Source organism: Hydrogenophaga sp. SL48 (assembly GCF_021729865.1).
In the GTDB taxonomy this organism is placed as follows: Bacteria; Pseudomonadota; Gammaproteobacteria; order Burkholderiales; family Burkholderiaceae_C; genus Hydrogenophaga.
On record NZ_CP063400.1, the window covers coordinates 3,841,400 to 3,853,298 of the forward strand.

The window sequence follows — 11,899 nt, forward strand, 5'->3', positions numbered from 1 at the left end:
GGCGACCAGCGTTGACCCGCGACCACGATCGCGCCGGAAAAGACCCTTCGGGTCATCCACCTTTTATCATGCAACTCATAATGTTACATGAAATCAAACAACCAGCTCTCTGACGTCCTGCATGTGCTGCTGCACATGGCCGAGTGCGAAAACCCGGCCACGTCCGACACGCTCGCCGCGGCCATGCAGACCCACCCTGTCGTGCTCCGGCGCCTGATGGCCGGGTTGCGCGAAGCCGGCTTCGTGACCTCGGCCAAGGGCCACGGTGGCGGCTGGGTGCTGTCGTGCCCGCTCGACCGCATCACGCTGCTCGACGTGCACCAGGCCCTGGGCACGCCCGCCCTGGTCTCGCTCGGCTTTCGGGAAGACCGGCCGGCGTGTCTGGTGGCCCAGGCCGTCAACGGGTCGCTCGCCCTGGCCGTTCAAGAGGCCGAAGCCGTGCTGCTCAAACGCCTCGGCTCCGTCACGCTGGCGGCGCTCTCCAGCGACTTCCACCAACGCCTGGCGGCCCACCGGACAAGCCAGCAACCCTGTCACCATCACCTGGAGGAACACCTGCATGAAACACGTTGACTTCGCCGTCATTGGCGGCAGCTACGCCGGCCTGTCCGCTGCGCTGCAGCTGGCGCGGGCGCGCCGCCAGGTGCTCGTGGTCGACGCGGGCGTGCGTCGCAACCGCTGTGTGGACGAAGCGGGAGAAACCTCGCACGGGTTCCTGACCCAGGACGGGCGCGCGCCGGCCGAGATCGCCGCCGTTGCCAAGCAGCAGCTGCTCGCCTACGGCACCGTGCAATGGATGGAGGGCCTCGCGGACGAGGCCCACGTCGCGGCCGATGGTCGACTGGCATTCCGCGTGGGCGAGACCACGGTCAGCGCAGGCCGGCTGATCCTGGCCACCGGCGTTCGCGACGAGCTGCCGCCCGTGCCCGGTCTGGCCGAGCGCTGGGGACGCAGCGTGTTCCATTGCCCGTATTGCCACGGCCACGAGATGAACGCCGGGCCCATCGGCATCGTGGCCAGTTCACCGCTGGCGCAGCACCACGGCCTCATGCTGGCGGACTGGGGCACCCCCACCCTGTTCCTCAACGGTGCCTTCGCCCCGGACAACGACGAACTGGCCGCGCTTCAGCGCAGGGGCACCCGGGTCGAGACCACGCCCATCGACCGCATCGAGGGCCACGCCGACGTGCTGCTGAAAGACGGCCGAAGGCTGGTGATGAACGGCCTGTTCGCCCAGCCGCGCACGCACCTGGCCAGCCCCATCGCGCAGCAACTCGGTTGCGCCCTGGAAGAAGGCCCCACGGGCCCCTTCATCCGGGTCGACCCAGGCCAAGCCACCAGCGTCACCCATGTCTTCGCGTGTGGCGACGCGGCCAGGGCGGCGGGCAACGTGACACTGGCGGTGGCCGACGGCGCCATGGCGGCCTTCGGCGCCCACCGCTCCACCATGTTCTGACCCAGCCAGTCACCCCGAGGGCACACCCATGAACGCCACCGCGGCCACCCTGCTCGCCGACGCCCTGCTCGCGCTGCATGTGGGCATCGTGCTGTTCGTGGTCGGGCTGCTGCCGCTGGTGATCGTCGGCGGCCTGCGCGGCTGGCGCTGGGTGCGCCACCGCGGCCTGCGGCTCACCCACCTGGGCCTGATGCTGTTCATCGCCGCCCAGAGCTGGCTCGGCCAGCTCTGCCCGCTGACCGTGTGGGAACAGGGCCTGCGGCGCATGGCCGGGCAAGCCGCCTACCGCGAGAGCTTCATTGAACACTGGCTTTCGCGCCTGCTGTACTGGGACCTGCCGTGGTGGGTGTTCGTGGCCGCGTACACGGCGTTTGCGGTGCTGGTGGCGGGGGCCTGGTGGGGGGTGCGGCCGGTGGCGCGCACCGTTGACCGCGGCTGAACCGGCCCAGGCTCAGAGGCCTTCCACCAGCCCCTGCGCCAGCGCCTCGAACACCACCCGCATCGGTCGCGAGGTGCGCAGTTCGCGGTGGGTGACCAGCCAGATCGGGAAGCGCACCGCCGGCACCTCGTCGAGCACGCGCACGATGCCCGGCGTGTCGCGGGCGATCTCTTCCATCATGGCGCCGATGCCCATGCCCTGACGCACCAGCGCCCAGTGCGCCACGGTGTGGTCGCAATAGCAGCTGAAGTTGGCTTCGCTCACGGGCAGGCCGTGCGCCCGCAGGTAGCCCAGGTACTGGCCGGTGCGGTCGGAGCCGACGAAGGGCAGCTGGGCGGCGTCTTCGCTGTTGCGCGGGTGGCCGTGGGTCTTCACCCAGTCCTCTGAGGCGTAGAAGTGGGCCGTGGCCTCGCGGATGAACCGGGCGATCAGGTCCGGCTGTTCGGGCTTGACGTGGCGGATCGCGATGTCGGCCTCGCGCCGCAGCAGGTCGCTCAGCGCATTGGACGGGATCACCTCGATGGTGATGCCCGGTTCCTGCTCGCGCAGCCGCTGCACCAGCGGCGGCAGCAGGAAGGCGGCGACCGCATCGGTGGCCGAGACCGAGACCACGCCGCCCACGGCCATCGAACGGCCGCTGGCCGCCAGGCCTAGGGCCTGTGCGGCCGCGCCCATGGCGCGGGCGTGTTCCAGCAGGTCCAGCCCGGTGGGGGTGAGCGCCATGGCCTTGCCCACGCGCTCGAACAGGGTCACGCCCATCTGCCGCTCGATGGCGGCCACCTGGCGGCTCAGCGTGGGCTGGGTCAGGCCCAGCTTGCGCGCGGCCGCCGAGAGCGAGCCGGTTTCAGCGGTCTCCAGAAACGCCTTGAGCTGGTTCCAGTCGAGTTGGTTCATGCAAAAACGTATATGTTCACTGCAATTTAGCGCAATTCCCTGCGGCGATGTGCATGGATAGCATCCCACCCATGCCGCTGTCCACCGCCACCCCGACCCCCGAAGCCACCCGCCCGCCGCAGGCCGGCGACCCGGCCGCCCGCAAGGCCCGCTTCTGGGACCGCATCGCCCGCAAATACGCCGCCGACCCGATCGCCGACATGGCGGGCTACGAGGTCACGCTGCGGCGCGTGCAGGGCCTGCTGACCATGGAGCAGAGCGTGCTGGAGATCGGCTGCGGCACCGGCAGCACCGCGCTGCGCCTGGCGCCGTTCACCGGACGGCTGCTGGCCACCGACGTGTCGTCCGAAATGATCACCATCGCCCGCGAGAAGCTGGCGGCCCAGCCGGTGCCGCAGCTGGTCTTTGCCGTGGCCGACGCCGACGCGCTGGTGGCCCGGCCCGGTGAGCACGACGCGGTGCTGGCGTTCAACCTGCTGCACCTGGTGAGCGACCTGGACCAGACCCTGGCGCTTGCGGTGCGGGCCCTGCGGCCGGGCGGCCTGCTGATCTCCAAGACGGCCTGCATCTCGGAGATGAACCCGCTGATTCCCTGGCTGGCGATTCCCCTGATGCGCGCCATCGGCAAGGCGCCCCATGTGCTGTGTTTCGACGCCGAAACGCTGCAGGCCGCCATGGTCCGACAGGGCCTGGAGATCGAGGCGGTCGAGCGGCACGGCACCAGGGGCAAGGACATCCGCGTCTTCATCGTGGCCCGCAAGCCGGGCTGAGTTTCCCCTTCCCTTCCACCGACCGGGTACCGACCCAGGCGGGGCGCCGTTCGCCCTGCCGGCCGGCGCTCGCCCGCGTTTTCATCCCGACCGACACAGGAGCTTTCCATGCCGACCCTGCCCACGCTGCCCGGCCTTGCACGCCGCCCCGCCGCCACCCTCACGGTGGTCGCCACACTGGCCCTGGGGGCCTGCGGTGGTGGGGGCGACGACGCGCCCGACGGCGGCTCCGGCGGGCCCACGCCCTCGGCGTCCATCGAGACGCTCGCGGGCGACTGGGTGCAGAAAGGCTGCGTGAAGACCGGCGGCCAGTCGTTCAAGAAGATGCTGCGCGCCCGCGTCACGGGGGCGAACACGCTCGACTACGCCGAGGGGGTGCTGAGCTTCGGCGGCAACGGATGCGAAGGCGCGTCGGTGCTGGCCGGCCCGTCCAGGCTGGGGACCGTGAGCTTCGACCGGTCAGAAGCGAACGGTGGGCTGGCCGCGCACTGGGGCGTGTTCCGCACCGTCACCGGCACCCGCTTCGGCGCGATCTGGACGCTGCGCTCGCCGCCGCTGCTGTGCCTGCTGGGCGACGAGATCCCGAGCATCCAGCCCTCGCTCTCGGCGGTGTCCGCCAGCCTGGGCACCGTGCCCACCGACAACTGCTTTGTCCGATGAACCCTATGAACCCCATGAACCCCACGGAGCCTTTCATGCCCCTTCGATCCTTCGTCACGCGCTGTGCCCCCCTGGCCGCGGCCCTGGCCCTCGCCCTCGTGGCCGGGTGCGCCGCCACCATCGACCAGGACGGCCTGGAGCAACGCACCGCGCAGGCCATCGGGCGACCCGTCGGCCAGTTCACCGTCACCGACCGCAGCGAGGAAACCGGCGGCCGCATCAACTACACCGCCAACACCCGCGACGGCAAGACCTACCGCTGCTACCTGTATGGGGCCACCGGTTTCCAGAAGGCCATGAGCTTCGGGCAGACCCCGCATTCCGACGCCATCTGCACCGCCATGGTGGGGGGATCGGGCAAGGCCCTGCCGGCCCAGCCCGCTGCCGGAGCCAAGGGCGCCGGCGCGGAGTGCAACGCCTTGCTGCGTGCGGCCGGGCGCTGCTGAACCGGACGGAGGCGACCATGGTGCTCAAAAGATTCACCGCCCTGGCCCTGCTCGCGCTGGCCAGCGCATCCGCCGTGTCCGCCGAGCCCGACGCCGGGGAACGCAAGTTCATCCGCAAGGGCATGGGCGAAGGGGAGGTGGTGCTGAAGATCGGCCCGCCCGACCACGAAGCCCTGCACCGCGCCGTCAGGGGCCAACCCGAAGAGAAGAGCTGGACCTACTTCCCCCACGCCCGGGACCCTCAGACGCTCACGATCCTCCGGTTCCACGCGGGCCGGGTCGCCGAGATCGAACGCAAGATCGCACGGTGAGGCCGATGTGGGGGAACGCCTCTGTTGGGTGGATCGTCCCGCACACGAGAAGGCGCCTGGAAGTGCGTCGGCGGCCTGCGCGGCTGGCGCTGGGTGCTGGATTCGGCCGGCGGAACACCACACGGTTGGATCGGTGCGCGATCTGGATGGCAGTTCGCGGCGACAACCGGTCATTGGCGCCGATCGCAGAACGGTGGCCGAAAGCAGCCATCGGCTAGAACTGCGCCAGTTAGTTCTGTTCCTCCGCATCCTGTTCGAGATCGTTCCAGCCGCAAGACTGACATAGCGACACATATGACGGATCACGGGGAATATCAGGATCGAACACAGCTGCAATGCGATACGAACCGCACGTCGGGCACGCTAAAGGCGGTGCGGCCTCTTTTCTCGAAACTACGCGCGTTGTCATGGTGAGCAGATGCGAGGTCGCATCAAGTGCTATTTGAGCGTCCTGAAGCCCGGCGCTGGATGTGTGGGTCAACCAATTCAACAGCTGCCATGTCTCCTTTGCCGTTGAGCGAAGATAGCTTCGGACACGTTCATTTCGAGCCCCCGCCGCGTAGTTCAGTGCGATCAGATCAAACCAGTCGACAACATTGGACGCTTGAGGACGCTGCTGATCTTCAGGTATGTCGATTGACTTCTGGAGCGACTTCACAAGTGCGACTAGGGTTTCACGACAACGCATACCCACTGCTTGGAAATCTTCCGCCTCGTTTGCAGCATCGATCGCTTCCATAGCCGTTTCCCACCGTCGCCAGGCAGCCCGAAGGCGCTGAGCATCCCGAGAGGGTGCACGTTTTGCGTCACGCGAAGCGACACGTGCCATCAGTCCAACATGCAGAGAAAACGTGTAATCCAGGGAGGGAAAAAGCCCCTGCGAGTACAAGTTTGTTGGCCCAGTGATGACCCACCATCTGGCCGGCTCATCTGTGTGTACATCCCAGGCAACATGCTCGGTACCGAATACGATCTCAGACTTAATTCGTTCGAGGTAGGTCACCTCGACTTTGCTTCCAGCTGATCGGTTCGATTGCCACTCCACGTATTCCGCGATCTCGTCACGCTCGTGATCCGGCTCCTGGAAGGCGACATGCTTCATCGCCTCAATAGAAGGCGTTTCTGGAATCGTGCACGGTGTTTTTTTCTTGGGCATATGCTGGATCAGATCCCTAAACGAAGTCGCTACAAACACTGTAGCTCGCCTGTGCAAAGCGTTCAGATATTTGTCAACTGAGCGACGGCTTTGCGGCTATGCCTGGGTGGCAGCACAGGGTCGAAATCAGCCTCTCAACCCCCACCAACCCGCCGCGCCTCCACCTCAAACGGGTTGTCCCAATAAGCCCGCCTGCCCCGCGCCCACTGCCACGCCCCCGCCAGCAGGTACGCCGGCAGGAACAGCGGCCCCCAGCGCTCGCACTGCTTCACGTGCACTCGCTCGTGGTCGCGCAAACGCTCCAGCTCCTGCGCGTGGGTGCCCACGATCACGTGGCCGAAGGTGATGGCGGCGAAGGGCCAGCGGCGCCGGGGCCGCTGGCGCAGGGCGGCGATTTCGAGCACACCGTCCACGCGCCGGAAACGGGCGCCCACCGGCAACAGCAACAGGCCAAACACCAGGCCGATGATCGAATTGGGCGAGGCCCAGAGCACACGCGCCCAGCGCAGCAGGCGCGAGGGCCGGCGCCGCTGACTGCGCCCTTTTGGCTTCATCGCTTTAGCCACGGCGTGGGCGTCCAAGCAGAGCGGCGACGGCACCCGTCTGTTCATGCTCGAAGGCCGGCGCAAAGTCGTCCAGCTCCGCGGGCTGAAGCCCCACTTCCGGACCGATGGCAACTTGCCGCCAGCTCGACACCGCCGCATGCACCTGGGCCAGGATGGCCATGGCCTGCGCCGCGTCCAGTGCGAAGTGGGCGGCGCGGGCCAACAGCATCTGCACGTCGGTGATCGGCCCGTCCTGCTCGGACAGCCAGGTCTTGGATTCGCGGTCTTTGTCGGGAAAAGGGTTGATGTCGAAGGCCGGCGCCAGGCGCCACTGGCCGTGCGCCACATGCAGGAAGCCGTGGTTCTGCAGGTGGTCGTCCACGTTGGTGATCAGCAGGTTGAACACCAGTCGGCGCCAGAGTTGTTGCAGGTCTTGCGTCGGCGCGTGCCCGTGGGAGCGGATGGCGTCGGCGATCTCGGTGTAGCTGCGGTCTTGCTGACGCGAGGCCTGCAACAGTGAAGCGGCCGACTGATAAGGAATGCGGCCATCGGCCTCGTCGCGATCAAAGCGGCGAATGACGGCCACCGGCACCGCGTTGCCCGGGCCGCCCAGCGACACGATGCGCGCGCCCGCAGCATCGATGCCTGCCAGCTCGGCCAGCTTCAGGGCCAGCACCTCGCCTCGGGTGACGCTGCGTGCGTCGCCCACGCTCGGGAACTTGCCGATGGCTGGGCGGCCGTCTTCGTCCACCAGCGTGCACTTGGGTCGCATGCCGCCCAGCGACGTGCCTTTGCCCTGCAGGTAGCGCAGGTCTTCGGTGGTCTCTTGCCCACGCTCGACCGCGCGGCTGGCCTGAAACACGCGCTCCAGTTCGATCAGGGCCGGGGTGCTGCGCCGGCCGACCGCCGCCTCTCGGTGCCAGGCACCATCCGGGTCGCGCAGGCGCAGTGCGCCGACGCGGCTGAAGTCGTCGACCGCCAGCAGGTAGTCCAGCTCTGTCAGGGCCGACAGCTTCGGGTCGGCCTTTCGGCGCTTGGCGTGGTCGCGGGCAATGACGCGCCGGCCCCAGGCATCGGGCGCGGTGTCGGCCACGGCGCCGTGGAACACCGAGTCCACGGGCGATGCTGCCTTGTGCGTCTGGTGCCCCGGCATCAGTTGCAGATCGGCCGACACGTTGAAGCGAGCCGGGTTGGCAAGCCAGCTTTCGTCGTAAGCGAAAGCGCTGTTTTCGCGCTGCCCCTGGCGCACATACACGAGTGAGCCCACAGGCAGACCGGCCTTGCCGATGCACAGCTCGACCTGTTTGCGTGCGGACGCGGTGGTTGCCATCACAAGGCTCCCGAGCTGCCGGCTTTGCTGCGCACGCGCTGGGGCAGGCGCTCGTCCATCAGCGTCAGGCCGATGTCGTCACGGGCGGTATCCAACAGGTTTTCCAGCGCCCGGATCTCGCCAAAGACGTGCAGCGCGCGGGCATGAAAGTGGACGGGCACGCGCACATCGCCCTTCTCCATGCGCCGCACGGTGGAGAGAGAGGCGCCCATGCGCTCGGCCAGCGAGGCCTGGGAGATGTGGCGCCGTCGGCGGGCCAGGGAGATGTCGGCGCCGAGCTTCTGGATGGCGCGTTCGACAGGCAGGGGAAGAGGAGATTCCATACTTAACGCTCCCACCAGGATGGCAAGAGGCCGGTGAAGGCCTTGTGAGAGTCATTATAGGAAAAGCCATCAACAAATGGGGACAAGAACTCCAACGGGAACGCTTAATCCTTTAAAACGCTCTGATCAGAGCGTTTAATTCAGCCTCACGACACGATGTACGCGCCCGAGCCGCAGGACAGCAGCTTGCCGTCCGCCCCGCGAAACTCCATGCGCGTGGACGCGACGCGCGAGCCCAGGCGCAGCACCTCGGCGCTGAGTTCGAAGTGTTCGCCGATGCCGGGGCGCAGGTAGTCGATGCGCAGGTCGATGGTGCCGAGCTTGCCGAAGCGGTGCAGGCGCTGCTCGGGGGTTTCGTCCATGTGGCGCGCGCCGATGGCGGCCATGCAGGCGAGGCCGCCCATGGCGTCGAGCCCGGCGCTGATCACGCCGCCGTGGATGCGGTTGTGGCTGTAATGGCCGATCAGCTCGTGCCGCATGTCGATGCGCGCGGTCACGCGCTCGGGCAGCAGGCGGGTGATCTTCAGGCCGAGCACCTGGTTGAAGACGATTTTTTCTTCAAAGATGGCCTTGAGGCCGGCGATGAATTCGGGCTCGAATTCGGCTGGAACGGGGGGTGTGTTTCGCATCGGCCTATTGTGGTCGATGCGCCCTTCTGGCACACCCCCGGGGCCGTGTGGTGGGCGGGCTCGGGTGTCGCGCACAAGTCAGCCGGAGCGACACCCGCAACGCATGACGCGGCCCAGCCCAGGGCACCGCCGGGCCGGCTTTGCCGGACGGCCAGTGCCGCCCCCTTGAGGGGGTCGCGCGCAGCGCGGCGGGGGTGGGCCCCCTCAAGCCGTTTGCGGCCCGAGGGTGAAACCGATCTGCGTCACGCGGTCTTGCGAGCGCGCAAAGGTGTCGCCGGCGTGCATGCGGGCAATGGCCGCCACGATCGCCAGGCCGAGGCCGTGGTGGATTTCGCTGGCGCAGACGCGCGAGGCATCGGCGCGGAAGAAGCGGTCAAACAGGTGCGGCAGGTGCTGGGCTTCGATGGCGGGGCCGGTGTTTTCCACCACCACCTGCACGCCACTGCCGCCGGCGCCGGTGCCGGGCTCGATCTTCACCTGCACGGTGGAGCCAGGGTCGGCGAAGCGGGAGGCGTTGCCCATGAGGTTGGACAGGGCGCGCTTGAACAGCGAGGCGTCCACCGCCACGCGGGCGTCGCCCACCACCGAGAGCCGCAGGCCCGCTTCGTCCAGCACCCCTTCGTGGAACTCGGCCACCTGGTGGGCGAGCTCGGCCAGGCTCACGGGCTCGCTGCGCCGTGCCACGGCGCCGCGATCGGCCTGCGAGAGGAAGAGCATGTCGTTGACGATGGCCGAGAGGCGCTGCATTTCTTCCAGGTTGGAGGCCAGCGTGTCGCGCAGCGACTCGGCGCTGCGCTCGCGCGAGAGCGCCACCTCGGTCTGGCCGATCAGGGCGGTGATCGGCGTGCGCAGCTCGTGCGCCACGTCGGCGTTGAAGGCTTCGAGCTGCGCATAGGCGTGCTGCAACCGGTCCATGAGGGCGTTGAACTGGCCCACCCAGGGGTCCAGCTCTTCGGACGAGCGCTCGACCACCAGCCGCTGGTCGAGCCGCTTCGGCGAGATGCCGTTCATCTGCCGCGCCAGCGACAACAGGGGGCGCAGCTCGCGGCGCACCAGCCACTGGATCGCAAAGCCCGCGACCGCCGCCCCGAACAGGGTGGTGAAGAGCAGCGTGATCGCCGCTTCGCGCTGGATCTTGTGGTCGTGGGTGGTGTCCATCTCCAGTGCCACACGCACCTTGCCGCCGGCCACGCGCTCGGCCGGCACATCGAATTCCAGGCCGCGGCTGTGGGCGAACGGCGCCATGTCGTCGCTGAAGAGCACGGTGCCGTCGCCGCGCCACAGCTGCAGGCGGGTGGACGAGCGCACCGGGTCGAACAGGGTCAGGCGCTGCAGCAGACCGGCCTCGCCGTTTTCGCAGGCAACCCCGATCGCTTGCGCCAGGTACTGGCGCTTGTCTTCCAGCGTGGTCTGCTGGTCCACGTCCATGCGCATGGCGATGGCGGAGTACTTGGCCACGCTGAGCAGGCCCAGGCCCACCAGCATGAACACGGCCATGGCGCGCGAGAGGCGGCGCGCGATCGACGGCCCGCACGGCAGGGGCAGGCAGCGCTCGGCGGGCGCGGCGGGCGCGGCGGGCGCCGCGGCGGCCTGGGTGGGTGGGGTGCGGGGCTTCATTCGGCGCGTTCCTCCAGCACATAGCCCATGCCGCGCACGGTGTGCAGCAGCCGGGTGGGGAAGGGGTCGTCGAGCTTGGCGCGCAGGCGGCGCACGGCCACCTCGACCACGTTGGTGTCGGAGTCGAAGTGCATGTCCCAGACCTGTTCGGCCAGCGTGGTGCGCGACAGGATCTGCCCGCGCCGCCGGGTGAGCAGCGCCAGCAGGTTGAACTCCTTGGCGGTCAGGTCCAGGCGCTGCTGGCCGCGCGTGCACCGGCGCGACACGAGGTCCACCTCCAGGTCGGCGAGGCGCAGCACGGTGGCCGACTGAGGGCTGGCGAAGGCGCCACGCCGCAGCAGGGCGCCCATGCGCGCGAGCAGCTCGGAGAAGGCAAAGGGTTTGACGAGGTAGTCGTCGGCGCCGCCTTCAAGGCCCTTGACGCGGTCTTCGATCTTGTCGCGCGCGGTCAGCATCAGCACCGGGGTCTTGTTGCCCTCGGCACGCAGGGTCGACAACACGCCGTAGCCGTCCACACCGGGCAGCATCACGTCGAGCAGCATGAGGTCGTAGCTGCCGCCCGTGGCCAGGCGCCGGCCTTCGATGCCGTCGCGCGCCACGTCCACGACATAGCCGTTTTCGCTGAGGCCCTGGTGCAGGTACTGGGCCAGTTTGGGTTCGTCTTCGACGACAAGGACACGCATCGCTGAGCTCGTGGGGGTGAAACCGATCAGGTGGGAATGGTCTCACACAGGCCGGCGGCGCTGGATGACATATTTGTAATCTGGCGGTTCGGAAAACGTGATTTTGGGTCTTGAGAATTCATCCCCAGGGAAGGCACAACGGCTTTCCCGTCGAAGCCAGACACCCCGGATTCGATCCAACCCGTTCAACCGCCTCCAAGGAGTTTCACCATGAACCGCAAGCACATCACCGCCATCGCCGCCGCCCTGATCGCCATCTCCACCACCCAGGTGTTCGCCGCCGACGGCCCCAAGACCCGCGAACAAGTGAAGGCCGAGCTGGCCGAAGCCGTGCGCACCGGCAACGTGCCGGCCGACAACGAAAGCGGCCTGATGCTCAACCAGGTCCGCCCGGACCTCTACCCCAGCCAGGAGCGCTCGGTCGGCAAGACCCGCGCCGAAGTCAAGGCCGAGCTGAACGAAGCCATCCGCACCGGCAACATCGTGGCCGACGTCGAGTCGGGCAAGAAGCTCAACGAGCTGTACCCCGCCCGCTACGCCGCCAAGGCCGCCGCCGATGCGCTGACGGCCTCGCGCTGAACCGCCTTGCTTCAAAGGGCCGACCGCCCTTTGTGCTGAAAAGCCCCGCCCCACCGCGGGG

16 protein-coding genes are annotated in these 11,899 nt (G+C 68.0%); 8 read left to right on the forward strand and 8 right to left on the reverse strand.

All coding sequences use genetic code 11. The features are described 5' to 3' along the window. Positions 1 to 87 precede the first annotated feature (87 nt). From IM738_RS18180 to IM738_RS18190, 3 genes are read left to right on the forward strand one after another with little or no spacing between them, the layout of a single operon-like run. Positions 88 to 573, forward strand: a complete 486-nt coding sequence (locus tag IM738_RS18180) for an Rrf2 family transcriptional regulator (RefSeq protein ID WP_236962457.1) — start codon at positions 88 to 90, stop codon at positions 571 to 573. After that, positions 560 to 1,456 (forward strand): NAD(P)/FAD-dependent oxidoreductase, encoded by an 897-nt coding sequence (locus tag IM738_RS18185; RefSeq protein ID WP_236962458.1) that lies wholly within the window; start codon positions 560 to 562, stop codon positions 1,454 to 1,456. Before IM738_RS18180 ends, IM738_RS18185 begins: the two co-directional genes overlap by 14 nt. 28 nt (positions 1,457 to 1,484) lie before the next feature. Beyond that, positions 1,485 to 1,895 carry a DUF2784 domain-containing protein gene (locus tag IM738_RS18190; RefSeq protein WP_236962459.1) on the forward strand — a complete coding sequence of 137 codons (411 nt, stop codon included), beginning with the start codon at positions 1,485 to 1,487 and terminating at the stop codon, positions 1,893 to 1,895. Between the two features lie 12 nt (positions 1,896 to 1,907). On the opposite strand, the gene IM738_RS18195 is transcribed toward IM738_RS18190, so the two are convergent. Further along, positions 1,908 to 2,789, reverse strand: a complete 882-nt coding sequence (locus IM738_RS18195; RefSeq protein WP_236962460.1) for a LysR family transcriptional regulator — start codon at positions 2,787 to 2,789, stop codon at positions 1,908 to 1,910. Between the two features lie 53 nt (positions 2,790 to 2,842). Here IM738_RS18195 and IM738_RS18200 point away from each other — a divergent pair, with 53 nt between their 5' ends. From IM738_RS18200 to IM738_RS18215, 4 genes are all read left to right on the forward strand, one after another. Continuing rightward, the gene (locus IM738_RS18200) at positions 2,843 to 3,559 is read left to right on the forward strand and encodes a class I SAM-dependent methyltransferase (RefSeq protein WP_236962461.1); all 717 of its coding nucleotides are present in this window, start codon (positions 2,843 to 2,845) and stop codon (positions 3,557 to 3,559) included. 108 nt (positions 3,560 to 3,667) lie between these two features. After that, on the forward strand, positions 3,668 to 4,219 hold the full coding sequence (locus IM738_RS18205) for a hypothetical protein (RefSeq protein ID WP_236962462.1): 552 nt from the start codon (positions 3,668 to 3,670) through the stop codon (positions 4,217 to 4,219). A 35-nt stretch (positions 4,220 to 4,254) separates the two neighbouring features. Continuing rightward, positions 4,255 to 4,665 carry a hypothetical protein gene (locus IM738_RS18210; RefSeq protein WP_236962463.1) on the forward strand — a complete coding sequence of 137 codons (411 nt, stop codon included), beginning with the start codon at positions 4,255 to 4,257 and terminating at the stop codon, positions 4,663 to 4,665. Between the two features lie 17 nt (positions 4,666 to 4,682). Further along, complete coding sequence (locus tag IM738_RS18215) at positions 4,683 to 4,976, forward strand: DUF2845 domain-containing protein (RefSeq protein WP_236962464.1); 294 nt, start codon at positions 4,683 to 4,685, stop codon at positions 4,974 to 4,976. Between the two features lie 229 nt (positions 4,977 to 5,205). On the opposite strand, the gene IM738_RS18220 is transcribed toward IM738_RS18215, so the two are convergent. From IM738_RS18220 to IM738_RS18250, 7 genes are all read right to left on the reverse strand, one after another. Further along, positions 5,206 to 6,132 (reverse strand): hypothetical protein, encoded by a 927-nt coding sequence (locus IM738_RS18220; protein WP_236962465.1) that lies wholly within the window; start codon positions 6,130 to 6,132, stop codon positions 5,206 to 5,208. Positions 6,133 to 6,266: 134 nt separating this feature from the next. After that, entirely contained in the window at positions 6,267 to 6,686 is a 420-nt protein-coding gene (locus IM738_RS18225; protein ID WP_236962466.1) for a signal peptide prediction, read from the reverse strand. Between the two features lie 4 nt (positions 6,687 to 6,690). Beyond that, positions 6,691 to 8,007, reverse strand: coding sequence for a type II toxin-antitoxin system HipA family toxin (locus tag IM738_RS18230; RefSeq protein ID WP_236962467.1), 1,317 nt, complete (start codon positions 8,005 to 8,007; stop codon positions 6,691 to 6,693). Beyond that, positions 8,007 to 8,330: a helix-turn-helix domain-containing protein gene (locus tag IM738_RS18235; RefSeq protein ID WP_236962468.1), complete on the reverse strand. Its 324-nt coding sequence runs from the start codon at positions 8,328 to 8,330 to the stop codon at positions 8,007 to 8,009. The genes IM738_RS18230 and IM738_RS18235 overlap by 1 nt, the downstream gene beginning before the upstream one ends. Before the next feature lie 146 nt (positions 8,331 to 8,476). Beyond that, positions 8,477 to 8,959 carry a thioesterase family protein gene (locus tag IM738_RS18240; protein WP_236962469.1) on the reverse strand — a complete coding sequence of 161 codons (483 nt, stop codon included), beginning with the start codon at positions 8,957 to 8,959 and terminating at the stop codon, positions 8,477 to 8,479. Positions 8,960 to 9,163: 204 nt separating this feature from the next. Then, positions 9,164 to 10,576, reverse strand: coding sequence for a heavy metal sensor histidine kinase (locus IM738_RS18245; protein ID WP_236962470.1), 1,413 nt, complete (start codon positions 10,574 to 10,576; stop codon positions 9,164 to 9,166). Then, positions 10,573 to 11,259 (reverse strand): heavy metal response regulator transcription factor, encoded by a 687-nt coding sequence (locus IM738_RS18250; protein ID WP_236962471.1) that lies wholly within the window; start codon positions 11,257 to 11,259, stop codon positions 10,573 to 10,575. Before IM738_RS18250 ends, IM738_RS18245 begins: the two co-directional genes overlap by 4 nt. Before the next feature lie 210 nt (positions 11,260 to 11,469). Here IM738_RS18250 and IM738_RS18255 point away from each other — a divergent pair, with 210 nt between their 5' ends. Continuing rightward, a complete protein-coding gene (locus IM738_RS18255; RefSeq protein ID WP_236962472.1) occupies positions 11,470 to 11,838 on the forward strand; it encodes a DUF4148 domain-containing protein in 369 nt (122 codons plus the stop codon). Positions 11,839 to 11,899: the final 61 nt, after the last annotated feature.

Excerpts from the sequence above, each read along its gene's own strand:
- IM738_RS18180 (WP_236962457.1), top strand. The coding sequence starts at position 88 with ATGAAATCAAACAACCAGCTCTCTGACGTCCTGCATGTGCTGCTGCAC.
- IM738_RS18185 (WP_236962458.1), top strand. The coding sequence starts at position 560 with ATGAAACACGTTGACTTCGCCGTCATTGGCGGCAGCTACGCCGGCCTG.
- IM738_RS18190 (WP_236962459.1), top strand. The coding sequence starts at position 1,485 with ATGAACGCCACCGCGGCCACCCTGCTCGCCGACGCCCTGCTCGCGCTG.
- IM738_RS18195 (WP_236962460.1), bottom strand. The coding sequence starts at position 2,789 with ATGAACCAACTCGACTGGAACCAGCTCAAGGCGTTTCTGGAGACCGCT.
- IM738_RS18200 (WP_236962461.1), top strand. The coding sequence starts at position 2,843 with ATGGATAGCATCCCACCCATGCCGCTGTCCACCGCCACCCCGACCCCC.
- IM738_RS18205 (WP_236962462.1), top strand. The coding sequence starts at position 3,668 with ATGCCGACCCTGCCCACGCTGCCCGGCCTTGCACGCCGCCCCGCCGCC.
- IM738_RS18210 (WP_236962463.1), top strand. The coding sequence starts at position 4,255 with ATGCCCCTTCGATCCTTCGTCACGCGCTGTGCCCCCCTGGCCGCGGCC.
- IM738_RS18215 (WP_236962464.1), top strand. The coding sequence starts at position 4,683 with ATGGTGCTCAAAAGATTCACCGCCCTGGCCCTGCTCGCGCTGGCCAGC.
- IM738_RS18220 (WP_236962465.1), bottom strand. The coding sequence starts at position 6,132 with ATGCCCAAGAAAAAAACACCGTGCACGATTCCAGAAACGCCTTCTATT.
- IM738_RS18225 (WP_236962466.1), bottom strand. The coding sequence starts at position 6,686 with ATGAAGCCAAAAGGGCGCAGTCAGCGGCGCCGGCCCTCGCGCCTGCTG.
- IM738_RS18230 (WP_236962467.1), bottom strand. The coding sequence starts at position 8,007 with ATGGCAACCACCGCGTCCGCACGCAAACAGGTCGAGCTGTGCATCGGC.
- IM738_RS18235 (WP_236962468.1), bottom strand. The coding sequence starts at position 8,330 with ATGGAATCTCCTCTTCCCCTGCCTGTCGAACGCGCCATCCAGAAGCTC.
- IM738_RS18240 (WP_236962469.1), bottom strand. The coding sequence starts at position 8,959 with ATGCGAAACACACCCCCCGTTCCAGCCGAATTCGAGCCCGAATTCATC.
- IM738_RS18245 (WP_236962470.1), bottom strand. The coding sequence starts at position 10,576 with ATGAAGCCCCGCACCCCACCCACCCAGGCCGCCGCGGCGCCCGCCGCG.
- IM738_RS18250 (WP_236962471.1), bottom strand. The coding sequence starts at position 11,259 with ATGCGTGTCCTTGTCGTCGAAGACGAACCCAAACTGGCCCAGTACCTG.
- IM738_RS18255 (WP_236962472.1), top strand. The coding sequence starts at position 11,470 with ATGAACCGCAAGCACATCACCGCCATCGCCGCCGCCCTGATCGCCATC.